The sequence below is a fragment of the Kitasatospora hibisci genome (assembly GCF_043950205.1).
Lineage (GTDB): Bacteria > Actinomycetota > Actinomycetes > Streptomycetales > Streptomycetaceae > Kitasatospora > Kitasatospora hibisci.
Genome location: NZ_CP171642.1, coordinates 8,255,271 through 8,274,024, shown reverse-complemented (window position 1 = coordinate 8,274,024; position 18,754 = coordinate 8,255,271). Strand labels below are relative to the sequence as shown.

The following is an 18,754-nucleotide window of genomic DNA, read 5'->3' as shown; positions in this document are numbered from 1 at the left end:
TCCTGCCCGGCCCGTGGGGCGCGGTGATCTACGAGGTCCGCACCACCCACGTGCGCACCGCGCCCCGCCGGCCCGCCTTCCGGCACCGCGGCTACCTGTGGCTGGTCGACCTCGACCGCCTCCCACCGGTGCCGCGGCCACTGCGTCCACTGGCCCGATTCCGGCACGCGGACCACGTCCTGGGAACGGGCGACGGTGAACCGACCGTCCGGCAGGACCTGGAGAGCTACCTCGCCGACCACGGTGTCCGGCTCGGTCGGGGGCAGGTCCTGATGCTGACCCAGGCCCGCTCGCTCGGGCACGTGTTCAACCCGCTCACCGTGTACTGGTGCCGCGACGAGACCGGACGGCCGCTGTGCACGGTCGCCGAGGTCCACAACACCTACGGAGGCCGCCACCGCTACCTGCTGCCGCCCGACCCCGCGGGCCGCGGCGGCACTCCGAAGGACTTCTACGTATCGCCGTTCTTTCCCGTCGACGGCCACTACCGGATGGTGCTGCCCGAACCGGGCGAGCGGCTGAACCTGACCGTCCACCTCGAACGCGGGGCCTCCCGGGCCTTCACCGCCACCGTCCACGGCACCGGCCGACCCGCCGGCCCCGCCGCGCTGCTGCACGCCGTCCTCACCCACCCGTTCGCCACCTGGGCCGTCACCCTGCACATCCGCTACCGGGGGATCCGCCTGTGGCTCAGCGGCCTGCCCGTCCACCCCCGTCCGACGGCCGACCCGTCCCGCCCCGCCAAGCACCCCGAGCCCACCGAGGAGGTCCCCGCACCATGACGACCACGGCCCCGACGACCACGACGCCGACACCCGCCCTCGACCCCGCCCGCTGGCCGGACGTCGCCCGGGTGCCGCACGTGCCGCTGCGTGCAGTGGTCGCCGCACGCCTGCTCCACCGGCTCGCCGCCCGCCGAGGCCTGCGCATCGAACACCCCGCCGGTCTGTGCCGGCAACCGGCCCCGCCCGGCACTCCGGTCCTGCGCCTGCACCGCCCCGGGGACTTCCTGCACCGGGTCGGCGAGGGCGGTCTGATCGGGTTCGGCGAGGCCTACCAGGCCGGCGACTGGGACAGCCCCGACCTGATCACGCTTCTCACCGAACTGGCCACCGCACCGCAGACCCTGGTGCCGCGCGGCACGCAGTGGCTGCGCCGGCTCTACGTCAGTCGGCCGCCGGCGGCGGATCTCCCCACCGCCGCGAACGCCCGGCGCAACATCCACCGCCACTACGACCTGTCCAACGACATGTTCGCCCTCTTCCTCGACCCGACGATGACCTACTCGTCGGCGGTCTTCCCGACCGCACCCGACGGCGCACCGGAGGCGAGCCGGGAGGCGCTGCCCACCGCCCAGCACCGCAAGATCGACCGCCTGCTCGACCTCGCCCGCGTCGGTCCCGGGACCAGGCTGCTGGAGATCGGCACCGGCTGGGGCGAACTCGCCGTACGGGCCGCCGCCCGTGGCGCACACGTGGTCAGCCTCACCCTCTCCGAGGAACAGCTCGTCCTCGCCCGCCGCCGGATCGCCCGGGCCGGGCTCGACGACCGCGCCGAGGTCCGGCTCTGCGACTACCGTGCCGCCGAGGGCGTGTACGACGCCGTGGTCAGCGTCGAGATGATCGAGGCCGTCGGCCGGCCGTTCTGGCCGGACTACTTCCGGACCCTCGACCGGGTCCTCGCACCCGGCGGCCGGGTCGCCCTGCAGGCGATCTCGATGCCGCACGACAGGATGCTCGCCAGCAGCCGCACCCAGACCTGGATCCTCAAGTACGTCTTCCCCGGCGGCCAGATCCCCTCCGTGCGCGCGATCCGGGAGACCGCTGCGCGCCACACCCGGCTGCGGGTCACCCGTGCCGACGCGTACGGGCCGCACTACGCCGAGACACTGCGCCTGTGGCGCGAGCGGTTCACCGAGCAGTCCGCGCAGCTCGCCGGCCTCGGCTTCGACGAGGTGTTCCGGCGGACGTGGGAGTTCTACCTGGCCTACTCCGAGGCCGGCTTCCGCACCGGCTACCTCGATGTCCACCAACTGCTGCTGACCAGGGACGAGGTGGCGGCATGAGCACCGCCGACCCGTTCGACCGGGGGCCGGGCAGCGTGCTCGACGGCGCGCCGCCGCTGCCCCCGGAAGCCCCCTACGGCTCGCCGGCCCCTGCTCGGGAGGTGGCGTCGGAGTCGCGCACCACCGCGGCGGGAACGCGTGCACGGTCCGTCGGCCCGGGATCGGAGGTCTGACGTGAACGGCGACGCCTTCGCCCTCAACGTGGCCGTCAGCGCCGGTACGGCCCTGGCCGTGTTCCTCGTGGCGTTCGCGGTCGGCGTGCGCAGCGGCCGCCACCGCGGTGCGGACGTCGCCTGGGGCCTGGCGTTCACCGCGGTCGCACTCAGCGGCTACGTCCTCTCTGACGGCCACGGCGACCTGGAACGGCGGCTGCTGGCGACCGTCCTCGTCGTGGTGTGGGGTCTTCGCCTGTCCGCGCACATCTGGTGGCGTTCCCGGGGCGCACCGGAGGATCCGCGCTACGCCCGGATGCTCGCCCGCGCGCCCGAGGGTGCGGCTCGCACCCGGTACGCGCTGCGGATCGTCTACCTGCTCCAGGCCGCCCTCGTGTGGTTCGTCTCCCTGCCCGTCCAGGCGGCCCAGTACCTGCCCGGTCCCCCCGGCGCACTCGCCGCGGCGGGTACCGCGCTGTGGGCGCTCGGCCTGTTCTTCGAAGCGGTGGGCGACTGGCAGCTCACGCGTTTCAAGGCCGACCCCGCCAACCGCGGCCGGATCATGGACCGCGGGCTGTGGCGCTACACCCGCCACCCCAACTACTTCGGCGACGCGTGCGTCTGGTGGGGCCTGTTCCTCCTCGCCGCGGACACTCCGATCGGCTGGGCCTTCGTGCTGAGCCCCCTCCTGATGACCTACCTGCTGGCGTTCGGCAGCGGCAAACCCATGCTGGAGCGCCAGCTGGGTGCTCAGCGGCCCGGCTGGGCCGACTACGCGGCCCGTACCAGCGGCTTCCTGCCCCTGCCACCCCGCCGAACCCCGAAAGTCCCATCGTCACCGAGGTCCCTTCCATGACCGTCTCGATCGCCCTGTTCACCCAGGACCTGCGCCTGCACGACAACCCCGTGCTGCACGCCGCGCACACCTCGGCCCACCAGGTCGTCCCCCTGTTCGTGTCCGATCCGGCCGTCGAGTCCGCGGGCTTCGCCACCCCCAACCGGCAGGCGTTCCTCTCGGACTGCCTCGCCGACCTGGACGCCTCGCTGCGCGCCATCGGCTCCCGGCTGACCGTGCGCCGGGGCGACGCCGCCGAACAGACCGCCAGGTTGGCCACCGAGACCGGGGCCAGCACGGTGCACGTCGCCTCCGGCGTGACCGGTTTCGCCCACCGCCGGGAGGCCCGGCTGCGCAAGGCGTTCGGCGACCGGCTGCACGTCCACGACGCCTCCGTGACCGTGGTGCCGCCCGGCCGGATCACCCCGGTCGGCCGCGACCACTACGCGGTCTTCACCCCGTACCACCGGGCCTGGCAGGAGGCACCGCGCCGCACCGTGCTGGCGGCTCCCGGGGCGCTGCGCACGCCGGGCGGCATCCGCAGCGACACCCTGCTGGTGAGTGGCACCGCCTCCCCCGGCCTGCCGCCCGGGGGCGAGAGCGCGGGCCGGGCCCGGTGGCGGGCATGGGACGTCGACGCCTACGCCGACGTCCACGACGACCTGGCGGCGGACGACACCTCCCGGCTCTCCCCGTACCTGCACTTCGGCTGTCTCTCCCCGACGGAGCTCGTCGCCCACGCCCTGCGGCACGACGGCGAGGGCGCCCGGGCCTTCGTCCGGCAGCTCGTCTGGCGCGACTTCCACCACCAGGTCCTCGCCGCCCGCCCCGACGCCGCCCGCCGGGACTACCGCGACCACGACGACCGCCGGCACCACGACGAGGAGGAGGTCGAGGCCTGGCGGCAGGGCCGCACCGGCTACCCGATCGTGGACGCCGGCATGCGCCAGCTCGCCCACGAGGGCTGGATGCACAACCGCGCCCGGCTGATCACCGCGAGCTTCCTCGCCAAGAGCCTCTACCAGGACTGGCGGATCGGCGCCGCCCACTTCCTCTCCCTGCTGGTCGACGGTGACGTGGCCAACAACCAGCTCAACTGGCAGTGGGTGGCCGGCACGGGCACCGACACCCGGCCCAACCGCGTCCTCAACCCGCTGCGTCAGGCCGACCGTTACGACCCCGACGGCGCCTACGTGCGCCGCTGGATCCCTGAACTCGCCCATCTGCCGGGCCCCGCGGTCCACCGCCCGGGGCTGTTCGCCGAGGGCTACCCCGCACCGATCATCGACCCCGACACCCTCACCGACCGATTCCGCCACGGGCGGCCCTGACGGCGGCTTCGAACGCCGAGGACCCGACCACGGACGGGGCCGGCCCCTCCGGTCTCCGTGAGCGATCAGTCGGTGATCTCATTCCGCGGCGGGTCGTGCTCGGCCCTGTCGCCGTGACGGGAGGATCAGCCCGCGTGCGCCCAGCCTTGCCGCGCCGAAGGCCGCCAGTCCGGCCGTCGCAGCCGCCCCGACGTCCGTCCGGGACAGCGGCTCGGTCTGCAGGACGTCCTGGAGCAGCGGCAGGTACAGGGCGGCCGCCGCCAGCCCCGCCGACGCCAGGACGGCCACCGGGAGGAACGGGTTGGCCCGGGTGAACAGTCGTTCTCGCAGCCCGAGGACCACGCCGAGCTGCGCCACCAGAAGGGCGAGGAACAGCACGCTCTGCCACGGCCGCCCGGCGGCATCGGCCCACAGGGCGGCCGTCAGGCTCACCGCCGTGACCACCGCGCCGAGCGCGAGAACCCCCTGCCAGAGGCCGGCGCCGAGGACGTGCTCTTGCGGGGCTCGGGGCGGTCGCCGCATGGCCCGCGCGGAGACGGGTTCGGCGCCGACCGCGACGCCGGTCAGCCCGTGGGTGAGCAGGTTGATCCACAGGATCTGGCCGGCGCGCAGCGGCAGTGCGAGACCGAACAGCGGGCCCAGCAGCATGACCAGGATCTCCGCCGCTCCTCCGGACATGGCGTACAGCAGGAAGCGGCGGATGTTGTCGTAGACCCGGCGCCCCTCCTCCACGGCCGAGACCAGGGTGGCGAGCTCGTCGTCGGCGAGGACGAGGTCGGCCGCCTGGCGGGCCACCTCGGTGCCGCGCCGGCCCATGGCCACGCCGATGTCGGCGTGCCGGAGCGCCGGGCCGTCGTTGACGCCGTCGCCGGTCATCGCGGTGACGGCGCCGGCAGCGCGCCAGGCCTCGACGATGTCGAGCTTCTGCCGCGGGTCCGTCCGGGCGAAGACGCGCACGGCGGTGGGGTCGGGCACCAGACCTGCGGCGAGGTCGCGGCCTGTCGCCACCCGGCCGGACGCCGACCCACGTTCCAGCAGGCCGACCCGCTCGGCGATCGCGCGGGCCGTGGCGGGGTGGTCGCCGGTGATCAGGACCGGCGTGATTCCGGCGCGCCGGCACGCGGCGACGGTGGCCTCGGCCGCCGGCTTGGGCGGGTCGCTGAGCGCCGCCAGCCCGAGCAGTCGCAGCCCCGACTCGACCGTGCCGCCCGGGCGCTCCCGTAGGGCGGACGCCACGGCCAGGACCCGGTAGCCCTCGGCGGCGAGGCGCGCCGCGTGCTCCGCCACCCGGGCGAGGGTTCCTGCGTCGTCATCCACCAGGGAGCTGTCGAGAACTGCTTCGGGAGCGCCCTTCAAGCAGACCTCCAGGCCTCCGGAGGACGTGCGGTGCACCGTCGTCATCCGCCTGCGGATGCTGTCGAACGGGAGTTCGTCGACCCGCGGGGACAGCTCCGCGAGCACAACGGGGTCCAGGCCCGCCTTGGTCGCCGCCACCAGGAGGGCCGCCTCGGTCGGGTCTCCCGACGCCGTCCACTCCCCGTCCCCGCCGGGCTGCGGCGGCCGCAACGAGGCGTCGTTGCACAGCGCCGCCACCCTCAGCAGCGCCCGGGCCCGGTCCCGTCCGTCCGGAGGTTCCACCAGGACCTCGCCCTCCGGCCGGTAGCCGGTGCCGGTCACCGCGGCCTCCCACCCGGGTGCCCAGAGCCGCTCGACCACCATCCGCCCCTCGGTGAGCGTGCCGGTCTTGTCGGTCGCGAGCACGGTGACCGAGCCGAGGGTCTCGACGGCCGGGAGCCTGCGGACGACGGCACGGCGGGCGGCCATCCGACGGGCACCGATCGCGAGCGCGAGCGTCACCACCGCGGGCAGCGATTCCGGTACGGCCGCGACGGCCAGGCTGATCGCGGTGACCGCCATCGCCTCCGGAGCCTGGCCGCGCGCCAGCCCGAGGACGAAGACCACCGCACAGAGCGTGACGGTGACCAGGGCCAGCACCCGTCCGAGCCCCGCGAGTCGCCGTTGCAACGGGGTGGCCCGGGGACGCGGGTGGAGCGAGGCCGCGATCCGGCCCAGTGCGCTTCCGGCGCCGGTGGCGGTGACGGTCGCCACCGCCCGGCCACGGACCACCACCGTGCCGGCGCTGAGCCCGGTCGCGGCGGTCACATCCTTGTCGACGGGTACGGATTCCCCGGTCAGCATCGACTCGTCGACCAACAGCGCGGAGGCTTCGATCAGGTCCGCGTCGGCGGGGACGATGTCTCCCTCGGCGAGCAGCAGAACGTCCCCCGGCACCACGGCGGCGGCCGCCACCTCGCGCTCCCGGCCGTCACGCAGCACCCGGGCCGCGGGGGCGGAGAGCGCCGAGAGGGCTGCCACCGCGTTGTCCGCACGGACCTCCTGCGTGACGCCCACGGCGGTGTTCACCACGACGACGAGGCCGATCACGATCGCGTCCGCGTGGTCGCCGGTGGCCACGGTCAGCACCACGGCGGCGAGCAGCACCAGGATCAGGGGGTCGCGCAACTGTGCGGCGACCCGGGACCACAACGGCGGGCTCGGCACCGCCCCGACCGTGTTCGGGCCGTGCTCCGACAGGAGCCGGGCGGCCCGTTCCTCGGTCAGACCGGCCGGTCGGCGGAGCGCCCGTGTCACCGCACGTCCCGGTCGGCCGGGCCGAGGCCCCCCTGGTCGAGCCGGAACGGCGGGTAGGAGTCGGTCATCAGGGCCGCGTACGCGGCGACCCGGAGCACCCAGCGGTTCAGACCGACCAGGAGATCGAAGATGCCCGGCGGGTAGCGCGTGGTGGCGGCCAGCGCCACCCCCGCGAACAGTGCCAGCAGGGCGATCAGCCCGCCGCCGCCCCAGCGCTCCTGGAAGCCGCCCGCGAAGATGCCGACCACCAGGTAGTGCGGCAGGGCCAGGAGCCACCACTTCACGAGCACCAGACCGCGTGAGAGCTCTCCCGGGTAGGTGACGTCCAGTGTCGCCGGGTAGTCGGGCTCCGCGCCGAGGCTGAACGGCGGGTAGCGGTCGGTCCCGAGGCCGCCGTAGGCGTAGTAGGACACCCGCCACGACCAGCGCAGCACACCCAGGTTGAAGTCGAAGATCCCGCGCGGGTAGCGGCCGGTGAACAGGATCGCGAAGAACGCGACCACGGTGAGCAGGACGAAGGCCACCCACAGGAAGCACAGGACGATCCAGTGCGGGATGACCAGGATCCACTTGACCAGCCAGAGCCAGCGCGAGAGCGGAAGGTCCAGTCGGGCCTCCACCCGGACGGGCGACGTCTCGGTGCCTGCCACGGCCATCACCTCCGGAGCGGCACGCCGGACGGCGGTCCCTGCCCGGCCGGACGGCGGGGCGGGCGGATCCGGCGTGGTACGTCCTCGGACACTCTCATGGTCTCTCCGGATGCACGGGGGCGGCATCCGAACGGGGGCGCCGTAGCCGGTTCAGCCACGGGACGCGGTGCGCTCGACGGTGAGGTCGAGGAAGTGGGCCGAGCACGAGATGCACGGGTCGTGGTTGCGGATCGCCCGTTCGCACAGGGCGGTCAGTTCGGCGTCGGTGAGCTCGCCGTCCCGGAGGCGCTCCTGCACGACGCGGCGCAGGTCGGCCTCGATCGCGCCCTGGTTCTGCGCGGTCGGAGGGACCAGGGCGGCGTCGGTGACGGTCCCCTCGCCGTCGACGGCGTAGCGGTGGTAGAGCAGGCCTCGCGGTGCCTCGGTCGCGCCGTGACCGGTGGCCGCCCGTGGTGACACGTCGACGTGGGGACGCGGTGGGCGCTCGTAGGCGTCGATGATGCGCAACGCCTCGTCGACCGCGTAGAGCACCTCGACCGCCCGGACGACGATGCTCCGGAACGGGTTGCGGCAGACGGTGCCCTGCCGTGGGTCGCCGAGTCCGGCGTCCTGGGCCGCCTGGACGGCGATCGGGGAGAGCCATCGCCCGCTGATCGCGTAGCGGGCGAGCGAGCCGGTGAGGTGACGGCGGCCGTCCAGCAGTGATTGGAGCGCGGTGGAGTGGGGCACCTGGTTCTCGACGACGTGATCGCCGAAGTCACGGACCGCGAAGGTGCGCGTGGGGAGTGCCCGGTCGGACCCGGCCGGCAGCCCGGCGGCCCGGGGAGCCGGCATGACCGTCGGGGTGCCCGACTCGATGGCGTAGCTTCCCGGGACGGCCAGCGCGAGCAGGTCGTGGTCGCAGTCGGCGTCGGGGAAGTCGAAGCCCGCCACCCAGCGCACCGTCCGCTGTGCGTCGTCCAGGGCGCGGCGCAGCCGCTCGGCCAGTGGCCTCAGTTCGGCCGTGGTCGGGGTGCGGTGGAACCCGCCGAGGCGGACGTTGACCGGGTGGATCGCCCGGCCGCCGAGCAGTTCCATGATCGTATTGCCGGCCTGCTTGAGCCGGAGGCCGCGTTCGACGTCGGCGCGGTGGGTGCGGGCCAGGTCGATGGCGCTGTCGCACCCGAGGAAGTCGGGTGCGTGGAGGAGGTGGATGTGCAGCGCCTGGCTCTCGATCCACTCGCCGCAGTAGAGCAGCCGGCGCAGCGCGGCCAGCTGCCCGTCGACGGTGACACCGCAGGCGTCCTCCACGGCGCGGCAGGCGGTCATCTGGTAGGCGACCGGGCAGATCCCGCAGATCCGGGAGGTGATGTCGGGTGGTTCGGTGTACGAGCGTCCGCGGAGGAGCGCCTCGAAGAACCGCGGGGGTTCGTAGATCGCCAGCCGGGCTTCGGTGACCTCGCCGCCGTCCGTGCGCAGGTGCAGCGCGGTCTCGCCCTCGACGCGGGCGAGCGACCCGACGTGGAGCGTCCTGGAGCCGCGGTGGGTCACCGTTCGAGTTCCTTCCGGGAGGCCGCGTCGAACTCGGGGGCGGCGGTGTTGAAGGTGCGCAGTACCCGCACCACGTCGAGGGTGTCCATGCCGTCGCGGCGCAGCAGCGGGATGAAGGAGGGGAGGTTCGTGGAGTTCGAGGGCCCGAAGCAGCCGTAGCAGCCCCGGTCGTACGCGGGGCAGATTGCGCCGCAGCCGGCGTGGGTGACCGGGCCGAGGCAGGGGGTGCCGTGGGCCACGGTCACGCAGACCGTGCCGCGCTGCTTGCACTCGAAGCAGACGCTGTGGGCGGGGATGTCCGGTGTGCGGCCGGCCAGGTAGGCGGTGATCACCTCGACGAGCTGGCGCCGGTCGATGGGGCAGCCGCGCAGCTCGAAGTCGACGGGGACGTGGGCGCTGATCGGCGTGGAGGTGGCGAGCGTGTCGATGTAGTCCGGGCGCGCGTAGACGACGGCCTGGAACTCGGCCACGTCCGCGTGGTTGCGCAGCGCCTGGATACCGCCGGCGGTGGCGCAGGCGCCGATGGTGACCAGGCGCCGCGACACCGCGCGGACGTGCTGGATCCGCTCGGCGTCCTGCGGGGTGGTGACCGAGCCCTCGACGAGCGAGAGGTCGTACGGGCCCGGGGCGCTCGCGCTGGAGGCCTCCAGGAAGTGCGAGACCTCCACCTGCTCGGCGATCGCGAGGAGCTCGTCCTCGCAGTCCAGGAGGGTGAGCTGGCAGCCGTCGCAGGAGGCGAACTTCCACACGGCCACCGTAGGTCGCCGGTCGGAGCTGTTCGGCATCGTCACAACTCCCTGACTGCTAGGAGAGGTCGGGCTCGGGTCCAGCTGACGACCGGGCCGTCGCGGCAGAGCAGGAGCGGGCCGAGCTGGCAGTGCCCGCAGTGGCCCGTCCCGCAGTGCATGGTGCGCTCCAGCGAGACCCTGATCCGGTCCGGGTCGACGCCGCGCCGCACCAGGTCGCGGGCGGTGGCCCGGATCATCGGCTCCGGGCCGCAGAGGAACGCCGCCGCCTCCCGCGGGTCGAACTCGGCCCGGACGAGCAGGCTCGTGACGACGCCCACCTCCCCCTGCCACTGCGCGTCGGGGCGGTCGACGGTGACGGCGGCCTTCCCCGCAGCCTGCCAGTCGCGCACCTCCGCCGCGTAGAGCAGATCAGCGGGTGTACGGACCCCGATCAGGACGTTCAGCCGCCCGTTCCGCCCGGATCCGGTGAGCGCGGCGCGGACCACCGGGCGCAGCGGCGCCAGTCCGATGCCGCCGGCGACCACGAGCAGGTCGAGCCCCGCCGCGGCGGGCAGGTCCCAGCCGGTGCCGAAGGGGCCGCGTACGCCGACCGTCTCGCCGGGCCGCAGACCGTTCAGCTTGCCGGAGACCGCGCCGACCGCACGGACGGTGTGGGTCAGCCGATGTCCGTCGAGGCCGCTGACCGAGAGCGGGACGTCCCCGGTGCCGAAGGCGTACACCATGGCGAACTGCCCCGGGGCGAAGGGCTGGAGGGGTGTGCCGACGGGCTCCAGGACGATCGTGGCGGTGTCGGGCGTCTCGGCCTGGCGTTCGACCACCCGGTACGGGAGGGGCGTCGTCACGGTGCCCCGCCGCCGGGGGGCCCGTAGAGGTCGAGCAGGCGGGTGCGGGTGGCCTCCAGCCGCCGGGCGATGACCTGGGCGACACCGCTCGTCACCGCCAGGCCGAACGCGGGGTCCTGCGCGCACGCGGCGCGGATGCGCTCCGCGTCGAACTCGGATGCCAGGACGGTGCCACGGGTCTGCGCTCCGAGGTGCCAGCGGTACGGTTCGAACAGCCAGGACCAGCCGAGCAGATCGCCCTCGCCGAGCGTCTCCACCACGGTTTCGCGCCGGCTCGGGACGTGAACGTCGAGCGCGACGGTCCCGGAACCGATGATCCAGAACCGGTCGGCGACGCCGTCCTCCTCGAAGACGCGGGTCCCGCCGGGGAGGGTCACCTCGTGGGAGAAGCCCAGCAGGCGGTCACGGTGACCGGGCGACAGCGCACCGAGGAATCCGTGGCGGGCGACGGTCACGACGGGCCCTCCTCCCCCGACGGCCCGGCCGCCTCCCGCTCGCCGTGCAGCGCGTGGGCCTCCTCGGTGATGTCGATGCCGACCGGGCACCACACGATGCAGCGCCCGCAGCCGACGCAACCCGAGCTGCCGAACTGGTCGTGCCAGGTGCCCAGTTTGTGGGTGGCCCACTGCCGGTACCGGCTGCGCGGAGTGCCGCGGACGGGACCCGCCTGGAGGTGCGAGAACTCCAGGTCGAAGCAGGACTCCCAGCGCCGCCATCGCTCGGCGTGATCGCCCGTCAGGTCGGTGACGTCCTCGGCGGTGGTGCAGAAGCAGGTGGGGCAGACCATCGTGCAGTTGCCGCAGGTCAGGCAACGTTCCGCGACGTCGTCCCAGCGCTCGGCCGTGAGGGTCTCGCGCATCAGCACCTGCAGGTCCACCGGCGGCATGGTGCGGCCCATCCGGTCGGCCGCACCGGCGACCCGCTCGGAGGCGGCCGTGCGGGTCGCGGCATCGGCGGGGCGGCTCGGCAGCTCCGCGAGCACCGACTCCCCCTCCTCGCTGCCGGCCCGCAGCAGGAACCGGTGGCCGTCGGCGTCGAGCACCTCGGTGAGCGCCAGGTCATAACCGGGCCCGACGGCCGGGCCGGTGCCCATGGACACGCAGAAGCAGGTTGCCCCCGGCTCGGTGCACTCCACCGCCACCAGGAACGCCCGTTCGCGGCGCCCGCGGTAGGCCGGGTCGGTGTACATCCCGCCGGTCAGCACCCGGTCCTGGATCGCGATGGCCCGCAGATCGCAGGGACGGACACCGAGGAAGGCGTACGAGGGCGGCGACGTCCGTTCCTCGGTCATCACCAGCCCGCCGTCGGCGCGCCGTTCGGCCGTCCACTGCCGCTCCCGCGGCGGGTGCAGGAACGTCTTCCAGGACTGCGGGCCGGCACTGTGGGCGAACACGGCGCCGTCCTCGCGGGCGCGCAGCCGGTACGTCCCGGCCTCCAGCTCCACCCCCCAACCGTACGGGAGCCCGTCACCGTCCGAGAGCTCGGCCAGAACGATCGCCCCGTCGCGGACCGTCGGGCCCACGACCGTACGACCGCGCCCGGCGAGGACCGAGATCAGCGCGCTCAGTCCGTCCCGGTCGATCACCACCGCGCCGTCCGCCACGTCAACCTCCGCGCACCGGTCACACCGCCCCGGCCAGTAGTAGCCGTCCCGGCCAGTATGGGGGCGCGCCCGCGGCCGGGCGTCCCGGTGTGGTCCAGGTGGCGGCCTCTGCTTCCCGTTCGGTCCCCGGCCGGCCGACGTGCGACTGGCGGCTGCGGGCTACGGGAAGGGTGAAGTGCATGGACGCCGCCACACGGATCGCCGTCATCGGCGTCGGGAACGAGTACCGCCACGACGACGGTGTGGGCTGGGCCGTCGTGGCGCGCCTGGCGGAACGGGCCGAGCGGGAGCCCCTGCCGCACGGGACCGTCCTGCGGGTCTGTGACGGCGAGCCGGCCCGGCTGATCAGCCTGTGGGAGGGCGCGGAACTCGCCGTCGTGGTGGATGCCGCCCATGCCCACCCCGCATCCCCCGGCCGGGTTCACCGCCTGGAGCTGGCCGGTGACCGGCTGGCACCGCCGGGCGGTGCCACGAGTTCTCACGGACTCGGCCTGGGCGAGGCCGTCGAGCTCGCCCGGGCACTGGACCGACTGCCGCGGCGCCTGGTCGTCTACGCCGTGGAACGAGCCGACGACAGCCTGGGCAGCGGTCTCTCGGCACCCGTCGCAGCCGTCGTGGCACCGCTCGCCGAGCGGATCACGGAGGACGTCGCGCTGCTCCGGCGTCCTCGCTGAGCGATCACGGCCGGGGCACCGCTGCCCACGACGACCCGGCCGGGCCGGATCAGTCGCAGCACCGGAGGGCCGGCAGCCGCACGACGAACACGGTGTGCCCCGGACGGCTCGCCACCTCGACCTCGCCGCCCTGCGCCTGGATCACCGCCTGCACGATCGACAGGCCGAGCCCGGTCGATCCGGTCGCGCGCGAGCGGGCCCGGTCGCCGCGGACGAAGCGTTCGAAGACCCGGCCGGTCAGCTCGGGCGCGATTCCGGGGCCGTTGTCGGCGACGGACATACGTACCTGCTCCCCGGAGCGCTCCAGGCTGAGCTCGACCTCGGTTCCGGGCGGGGTGTGGGAGTGGGCGTTGGCCAGCAGATTGGCCACCACCTGGCTCAGCCGGTGAGCGTCGCCGCGCACGAGAACGGGCTCCTCGGGCAGGGCCAGACGCCAGCGGTGCTCCCGTCCGGCGGCCCGGGCGTCGGCCAGCGAGTCCAGCGCGATCCGGGTCAGGTCGACCTCCTCGTCGAGCAGTGGGCGGCCGGCGTCCAGCCGGGCGAGCAGCAGAAGGTCCTCGACGATCGTCCCCATCCGGCCCGCCTCGGCGCTGATCCGTTCCAGCGAGTGTCGCACCGGCTCGGGCACTTCGCCGGGATGACGCAGGGCGAGCTCCGCATGCCCACGGACCGCCGCCACGGGGGTGCGGAGCTCGTGGCTGGCGTCCGCGGCGAACGCCCGCAACCGTTCCTCCACCGCGTGCCGGCGGGCCAGAGCGGCTCCCACGTGATCGAGCATCCGGTTGAGAGCCGTGCCGACCCGGCCGACCTCCGTGCGCGGATCGTCGTCCGGAACCCGGTCGGCGAGGGTGACGGCACCGCTGGCGAGCGGCAGTGCGCTGACCCGCTCGGCCGTCCTCGCCACCCGGTCCAGCGGGCGCAGCGACCAGCGGACCCAGAGCGCACCCGCCACTCCCGCCCCGGCGGCGGCCAGCGCGAACACCGTGAGTTCCAGCGTCGCCAGCCGTTCGACCGTCTCCTCCACCTGTCGCAGGGGCAACCCGCCGACCAGGAGGTCGCCGTCCCGGCCGGCGACGGCACGCACCCGGTAGGCGCCGGCCGCACCCAGGTCGACGGTGCGGGCCGGTCCGCCGGGCGGGAGGGCGGCGAGCACGCGCTGCCCGGCCGGCGACAGGATCACCCGGTCGTCGTCGTTGGGATCGCCCGCGTCGTCGGCGTCGCCGTCGACCACCGCTGCCGCGGTCACCCGGCCGTTCAGGAGACGCGCACCGAAGGTACCCGGGGCCTGGGCGCGGGTGTCTCCGCCCTGTCCGGCGTGCTCCAGACTGGCCGCGTACCGTCCGCCGGTATCGGCGAGCTGCTGGTCCAGCCGGTCCACCAGGAAGTGGCGCAGCGCCGCGGTGGTGGCGAGCCCGACGGCGGTGCAGGTCACCACCAGGAGCACCAGCAGTCCGGCGATCAGCCGGCCGCGCAGCGTCCTCGGCAGCAGCCGGGCCACGCGGCCGCGCAGGCCGCCGGTCACGCGGCCGCCTTGATCAGGTAGCCGGCTCCGCGCACGGTGTGGATCATCGGCGCCCGGCCGGCGTCCACCTTCTTGCGCAGGTAGCTGATGTACAGCTCGACCACGTGCGCCTGGCCGCCGAAGTCGTAGGACCACACGGCATCCAGGATCTGCGCCTTGCTCAGCACCTGCCGCGGGTGGTTCATCAGGTAGGTGAGGAGCGCGTATTCGGTGGGGCTCAGGTCGATCTCGTCTCCGCCCCGGGTGACCTCGCGCGCCTGATCGTCGAGGACGAGGTCCCCGAGCACCAGGGCGTGCGCGGGCGGGGGCTGCGCCGCCGCGCCGGGCGCGGCGCGGCGCAGCAGTCCGCGCAACCGGACGACGACCTCGGCCAGGCTGAACGGTTTGGTCACGTAGTCGTCGCCCCCTGCGGCGATGCCGGCGATGCGGTCCTCCACGGCGTCCCGGGCGGTGAGGAAGAGCACCCGCACCTCCGGTTGCTCCTCGTGCACGCGGCGCAGCACCTCCATGCCGTCGAGGTCCGGGAGCATCATGTCGAGCACGATGGCGTGCGGCCGCCAGGACGCCGCGGCACGGACGGCCGCCAGGCCGGTGGTCTCGCCCAGGGCTTGCCAGCCCTCGTAGCGGACCGCGCCGCAGACCACTTCGACCAGATCGGGTTCGTCGTCCACCACGAGTACGCGCCAGGCGCGTGTGTGGGCGGTGTCGTCCATGGTGCTCCCTCGGCATCCGCTGTCGTCGGCGCTCATTCTGGTCACGCGACGGTGAGAATGCCATGAGATCGGATCTGCCGGGTGGTCCGGCGGAACCGTCTCTGAGCTGCGCCGATGCCGTTCGGGCTGGCGGGGCACCGGCGCGGGTTCAGAGGCAACTGAGAGCTTGGGGTGTCATCGTGATCACCTCGACGGCCACCGCCGTCGGCAGGAAGGAGATCCCGGATGACCAGCGCCGCCCCGCCGCGCTCCGCGAACCCGGCGCATCGCGCGGCGCAGCGCCGTCCAGCCGCCGCCGCACCGAGCGCCGTGCTCGGGCTGATCGCCGCAGGCGCTCTGGGCGCCGTCTCCCTGTGGTGGACGAACACCACCGCGGTCACCGGAGCGGCGGGCTGGCTCACCGGTGCCGGCCGGATCACCGGCCTGCTCGCCGGGTACGCAGCCCCCGTGCTGCTCCTGCTCATGGCCCGGCTGCCGGCGCTGGAACGCGGGGTCGGTGCCGACCGCCTGGCCCGCTGGCACGCCTTCGGCGGCCGCTGGCTGGTGGCCGCGGTGACCGCGCACGTGCTCACGATCGTCTGGGGCTACGCCCTGACGGACGGCCGCGGCCTCCTCGCCGAGGGCGTGGAGATCACGTTCCACTTCCCCGAGATGCTCAAGGCCACGTCCGCCACGCTCCTGATGCTGGGAACCGGCGCGGTCTCCGCCAGGGCGGCCCGCCGCCGGCTCTCCTACGAGGCCTGGTACTACCTGCATCTGGCGACGTACCTGGCGGTGGCCCTGGCCTTCGGACACCAGCTGGCCACCGGCGCCGACCTCGGTGACGGCCCGGCCCGGCTCGTCTGGTGCGCCTTCTACGTGCTCACGGCGGCCCTGGTGGGCTGGTACCGGCTGGTGCGGCCGTGGCTGTGCGACCGCCGCCACCGGCTCACGGTGGCCGAGGTCCGGCCCGAGGGCCCCGGTGTGGTGTCCGTCTTCCTGCGGGGGCAGCGGCTGGACGAGTTGCGGGCGGAGCCCGGGCAGTTCTTCCGGCTGCAGTTCGACGCGCCCGGCCTGCGCTGGAGCGCCAATCCCTACTCGCTGTCCGCGCCTGCGCACGCGCACTTCCTGCGCTTCACCGTCAAGGGCCTCGGCGGGCACAGCGCGGCGGTGGCCTCGCTGCGCCCGGGTACCCGGGTCCGTGCCGAAGGTCCCTACGGGGCCTTCACCGCGCGGGTCCAGCGGCGCCGCCGCGTGCTGCTGATCGGGGCGGGGGTGGGCATCACCCCTCTGCGCGCCCTGTTCGAAACGATTCCCGGCGAAGTGACCCTCGTGCAGCGGGCCGGGCGCCCGGAGGACCTCCTCTTCCGGGAGGAGTTGTCGGACGTCGCCCGGCGACGCGGCGGGCGGGTGTACGAGCTGGTCGGGTCCCGGGCCCAGGTCGGCGACCTCGGTACGGCCATCGCCCGGCTGCTCCCCGGCCTCGCCGATCACGAGGTCTACCTGTGCGGGCCGGAGGCCATGGCCGAGGAAGCCGTGCGTTCGCTGCGAGCCGCCGGGGTACGGCGGGGCCGTATCCACCGCGAGTCCTTCACCTTCTGATCCCGAGGAGCACCCTCCATGCGCCGAGCCGTCGTCAGCAGTGCCGCCACCACGGCCGGAATCATCCTGTTGCTGTCCCTCAAGCCCCACCAGGCCGCCGGTCCGACGGCGGTCATCAGCTCCGACGGGAACGGAGCGTCCGGCGCCGCCGGCCCGTCGAACGCGGCCTCGCCGTCCGTGGGTGCCACGGGACCCGGCGGCGGAACGGGGCCGTCTTCGGCCGCGACCGGCGCGGGCGGGACACGGAAGATCACCGGCAACGCGGCGAACACCCGCTACGGGCCGGTGCAGGTCCAGGTCACCCTCTCCGGCAGCCGGATCACCACCGTCGACGTGATCAAGTACCCGACGGAGGACCGTCGGGACCGGGAGATCAACAGCTCTGCCCTGCCGTTGCTGAACCGGGAGGCGATAGCCGCCCAGAGCGCCGCGATCGACGTGGTCAGCGGTGCGACCTTCACCAGCGAGGGCTACATCCGCTCCCTGCAGAGCGCCCTCGACCAGGCCGGACGCTGAGCAGCCGTGCTGCGCCACGCCGTACCCGTCATGGGCACCGTCTTCTCGATCGCCGTCCGCGACCCCGGCCCGGACACCCCTGCGGTGTTCCGGGACATCGCCGACCGGCTGCACCGCATCGACGCGGTCTTCTCCACCTACCGGGCGGACAGCGACATCAGCCGCCTCGACCGCGGCGAACTCGGCCCCGAGGACTGCGCGCCGGAGGTCCGCGACGTCCTGGCGGCGTGCCGGCAAACCGCCGAGGAGACCGACGGCTACTTCACCGAGCGGCCCGGCGGCCGCCTCGACCCCAGCGGCTGGGTCAAGGGCTGGGCGGTCGAGGAGGCCGCCCGGCTGCTCCGCACCGCCGGGTCCCGGCAGTTCTGCGTCAGTGGCGGCGGGGACGTGCAGACCGCCGGCGGGCCGTGGCGGATCGGCGTCGCGCATCCGCTGCGGGCCGGCCGGCTCGCCGCCGTCCTCGGCGGCCTCGGGCTCGCGGCGGCGACCTCCGGCACCGCCGAGCGCGGCCCGCACATCCTCAACCCGCACACCGGGCGCCCTGCGACCGGTCTCGCCTCGCTGACCCTGGTCACCGGCCCGGGCATCGGCATCGCCCGTACCGACGCGTGGACCACCGCGGCCTTCGCCATGGGCCCGGACCGTGCCCTCGCGTGGGTCTGCGGGCGGCCCGGCGTCGAGGCCCTCGCCGTCCTGCCCGACGGCACCAAGCGCTGGACCGACGGCCTGCCCCGCCACCTCCCGCCGAGCGGCCCGGCCGACTGGCACTGAGCTGCCCGCACGCACCGCTTGAGCCCCACCAGGGAGCGCCCCGGGGACGGGGACGGGGGCGTCCGGGCCCGGGCGGCCCGGGCCCGGACGTGGGGATCATCCGCCCCGGGTGATCTCGATCGTGCGGGGCGGCTTCCCGACCCCGCCCATCGGAGCCCGCACGGTCAGGACGCCGTGGTCGTAGGCGGCGGTGACGTCCTCGTCGCGGACGCCGACGGGGAGGCGGACGCTACGGGTGAAGGAGCCGTAGCGGAACTCCGAGCGCTGCTTCCTCTTCTTCTCCTCGGTGCGTTCGGCCTGGACGGTCAGGACTCCGTCGTCGACGCTGATCGCGATGTCCTTGTCGGGGTCGACACCGGGGAGTTCGGCCCTGAGCTGGTAGACGCCGTCGGCTTCGGACTCCTCGATGCGGATCACGTGCTCGCCGGCCGGCATGCGGAGGTCGGCCGGGAAGCTTTCGAGTATCTCCGGCAGGGACGGCCACCGGTAGCCGAAGGGGAATCCTCTGATCAGGTCACTGGCCATGACGGCCTCCCATCGGATGGGGTTCGATACTTCACCGCCGGGC

The 18,754-nt window shown here is 74.1% G+C and carries 19 protein-coding genes; 9 read left to right on the top strand and 10 right to left on the bottom strand.

The genetic code is table 11. From position 1 onward, the window contains the following. Window positions 1-2: 2 nt before the first annotated feature. The 5 genes from ACF9IK_RS35900 to ACF9IK_RS35880 are packed head-to-tail and all read left to right on the top strand — an operon-like array spanning window position 3 to window position 4,383. Entirely contained in the window at window positions 3-782 is a 780-nt protein-coding gene (locus ACF9IK_RS35900) for a DUF1365 domain-containing protein (protein WP_395298779.1), read from the top strand. Beyond that, window positions 779-2,065: a class I SAM-dependent methyltransferase gene (locus ACF9IK_RS35895; RefSeq protein WP_395298248.1), complete on the top strand. Its 1,287-nt coding sequence runs from the start codon at window positions 779-781 to the stop codon at window positions 2,063-2,065. The genes ACF9IK_RS35900 and ACF9IK_RS35895 overlap by 4 nt, the downstream gene beginning before the upstream one ends. Next, complete coding sequence (locus ACF9IK_RS35890) at window positions 2,062-2,238, top strand: hypothetical protein (protein WP_395298247.1); 177 nt, start codon at window positions 2,062-2,064, stop codon at window positions 2,236-2,238. Before ACF9IK_RS35895 ends, ACF9IK_RS35890 begins: the two co-directional genes overlap by 4 nt. Window position 2,239: 1 nt before the next feature. Beyond that, window positions 2,240-3,073, top strand: coding sequence for a DUF1295 domain-containing protein (locus ACF9IK_RS35885; RefSeq protein WP_395298246.1), 834 nt, complete (start codon window positions 2,240-2,242; stop codon window positions 3,071-3,073). Beyond that, complete coding sequence (locus ACF9IK_RS35880) at window positions 3,070-4,383, top strand: cryptochrome/photolyase family protein (protein WP_395298245.1); 1,314 nt, start codon at window positions 3,070-3,072, stop codon at window positions 4,381-4,383. Before ACF9IK_RS35885 ends, ACF9IK_RS35880 begins: the two co-directional genes overlap by 4 nt. Before the next feature lie 78 nt (window positions 4,384-4,461). Here ACF9IK_RS35880 and ACF9IK_RS35875 read toward each other — a convergent pair whose 3' ends face one another. The 7 genes from ACF9IK_RS35875 to ACF9IK_RS35845 form a co-directional block, all read right to left on the bottom strand. After that, window positions 4,462-7,035, bottom strand: a complete 2,574-nt coding sequence (locus ACF9IK_RS35875; RefSeq protein ID WP_395298244.1) for a cation-translocating P-type ATPase — start codon at window positions 7,033-7,035, stop codon at window positions 4,462-4,464. Further along, window positions 7,032-7,691 (bottom strand): DUF4389 domain-containing protein, encoded by a 660-nt coding sequence (locus tag ACF9IK_RS35870; protein ID WP_395298243.1) that lies wholly within the window; start codon window positions 7,689-7,691, stop codon window positions 7,032-7,034. The genes ACF9IK_RS35875 and ACF9IK_RS35870 overlap by 4 nt, the downstream gene beginning before the upstream one ends. 144 nt (window positions 7,692-7,835) lie before the next feature. Then, entirely contained in the window at window positions 7,836-9,215 is a 1,380-nt protein-coding gene (locus ACF9IK_RS35865) for a Ni/Fe hydrogenase subunit alpha (RefSeq protein ID WP_395298242.1), read from the bottom strand. Beyond that, window positions 9,212-10,000: an oxidoreductase gene (locus tag ACF9IK_RS35860; RefSeq protein WP_395298241.1), complete on the bottom strand. Its 789-nt coding sequence runs from the start codon at window positions 9,998-10,000 to the stop codon at window positions 9,212-9,214. The genes ACF9IK_RS35865 and ACF9IK_RS35860 overlap by 4 nt, the downstream gene beginning before the upstream one ends. 2 nt (window positions 10,001-10,002) lie before the next feature. Next, window positions 10,003-10,806, bottom strand: a complete 804-nt coding sequence (locus tag ACF9IK_RS35855; RefSeq protein WP_395298240.1) for an FAD/NAD(P)-binding protein — start codon at window positions 10,804-10,806, stop codon at window positions 10,003-10,005. After that, window positions 10,803-11,261: a Crp/Fnr family transcriptional regulator gene (locus ACF9IK_RS35850; RefSeq protein ID WP_395298239.1), complete on the bottom strand. Its 459-nt coding sequence runs from the start codon at window positions 11,259-11,261 to the stop codon at window positions 10,803-10,805. The genes ACF9IK_RS35855 and ACF9IK_RS35850 overlap by 4 nt, the downstream gene beginning before the upstream one ends. Further along, window positions 11,258-12,409 (bottom strand): 4Fe-4S dicluster domain-containing protein, encoded by a 1,152-nt coding sequence (locus ACF9IK_RS35845; RefSeq protein WP_395298238.1) that lies wholly within the window; start codon window positions 12,407-12,409, stop codon window positions 11,258-11,260. The genes ACF9IK_RS35850 and ACF9IK_RS35845 overlap by 4 nt, the downstream gene beginning before the upstream one ends. A gap of 179 nt (window positions 12,410-12,588) precedes the next feature. Here ACF9IK_RS35845 and ACF9IK_RS35840 point away from each other — a divergent pair, with 179 nt between their 5' ends. Beyond that, complete coding sequence (locus tag ACF9IK_RS35840; protein WP_395298237.1) at window positions 12,589-13,083, top strand: hydrogenase maturation protease; 495 nt, start codon at window positions 12,589-12,591, stop codon at window positions 13,081-13,083. Between the two features lie 49 nt (window positions 13,084-13,132). Here ACF9IK_RS35840 and ACF9IK_RS35835 read toward each other — a convergent pair whose 3' ends face one another. Beyond that, entirely contained in the window at window positions 13,133-14,605 is a 1,473-nt protein-coding gene (locus tag ACF9IK_RS35835; RefSeq protein ID WP_395298236.1) for a sensor histidine kinase, read from the bottom strand. Further along, on the bottom strand, window positions 14,602-15,318 hold the full coding sequence (locus ACF9IK_RS35830; protein ID WP_395298235.1) for a response regulator transcription factor: 717 nt from the start codon (window positions 15,316-15,318) through the stop codon (window positions 14,602-14,604). Before ACF9IK_RS35830 ends, ACF9IK_RS35835 begins: the two co-directional genes overlap by 4 nt. Window positions 15,319-15,543: 225 nt before the next feature. Here ACF9IK_RS35830 and ACF9IK_RS35825 point away from each other — a divergent pair, with 225 nt between their 5' ends. From ACF9IK_RS35825 to ACF9IK_RS35815, 3 genes are read left to right on the top strand one after another with little or no spacing between them, the layout of a single operon-like run. After that, the gene (locus tag ACF9IK_RS35825; RefSeq protein ID WP_395298234.1) at window positions 15,544-16,899 is read left to right on the top strand and encodes a ferredoxin reductase family protein; all 1,356 of its coding nucleotides are present in this window, start codon (window positions 15,544-15,546) and stop codon (window positions 16,897-16,899) included. Window positions 16,900-16,917: 18 nt separating this feature from the next. Then, window positions 16,918-17,415 carry an FMN-binding protein gene (locus ACF9IK_RS35820; RefSeq protein WP_395298233.1) on the top strand — a complete coding sequence of 166 codons (498 nt, stop codon included), beginning with the start codon at window positions 16,918-16,920 and terminating at the stop codon, window positions 17,413-17,415. Between the two features lie 30 nt (window positions 17,416-17,445). Then, window positions 17,446-18,186 (top strand): FAD:protein FMN transferase, encoded by a 741-nt coding sequence (locus tag ACF9IK_RS35815; RefSeq protein WP_395298778.1) that lies wholly within the window; start codon window positions 17,446-17,448, stop codon window positions 18,184-18,186. Between the two features lie 96 nt (window positions 18,187-18,282). On the opposite strand, the gene ACF9IK_RS35810 is transcribed toward ACF9IK_RS35815, so the two are convergent. Beyond that, entirely contained in the window at window positions 18,283-18,711 is a 429-nt protein-coding gene (locus ACF9IK_RS35810) for an Hsp20/alpha crystallin family protein (protein WP_395298232.1), read from the bottom strand. Window positions 18,712-18,754 lie beyond the last annotated feature (43 nt).

Coding starts and splice junctions, on each gene's coding strand:
- ACF9IK_RS35870 (WP_395298243.1), bottom strand. CDS start 7,691: ATGGCCGTGGCAGGCACCGAGACGTCGCCCGTCCGGGTGGAGGCCCGA.
- ACF9IK_RS35820 (WP_395298233.1), top strand. CDS start 16,918: ATGCGCCGAGCCGTCGTCAGCAGTGCCGCCACCACGGCCGGAATCATC.
- ACF9IK_RS35840 (WP_395298237.1), top strand. CDS start 12,589: ATGGACGCCGCCACACGGATCGCCGTCATCGGCGTCGGGAACGAGTAC.
- ACF9IK_RS35880 (WP_395298245.1), top strand. CDS start 3,070: ATGACCGTCTCGATCGCCCTGTTCACCCAGGACCTGCGCCTGCACGAC.
- ACF9IK_RS35815 (WP_395298778.1), top strand. CDS start 17,446: ATGGGCACCGTCTTCTCGATCGCCGTCCGCGACCCCGGCCCGGACACC.
- ACF9IK_RS35890 (WP_395298247.1), top strand. CDS start 2,062: ATGAGCACCGCCGACCCGTTCGACCGGGGGCCGGGCAGCGTGCTCGAC.
- ACF9IK_RS35895 (WP_395298248.1), top strand. CDS start 779: ATGACGACCACGGCCCCGACGACCACGACGCCGACACCCGCCCTCGAC.
- ACF9IK_RS35810 (WP_395298232.1), bottom strand. CDS start 18,711: ATGGCCAGTGACCTGATCAGAGGATTCCCCTTCGGCTACCGGTGGCCG.
- ACF9IK_RS35860 (WP_395298241.1), bottom strand. CDS start 10,000: ATGCCGAACAGCTCCGACCGGCGACCTACGGTGGCCGTGTGGAAGTTC.
- ACF9IK_RS35830 (WP_395298235.1), bottom strand. CDS start 15,318: ATGGACGACACCGCCCACACACGCGCCTGGCGCGTACTCGTGGTGGAC.
- ACF9IK_RS35825 (WP_395298234.1), top strand. CDS start 15,544: ATGACCAGCGCCGCCCCGCCGCGCTCCGCGAACCCGGCGCATCGCGCG.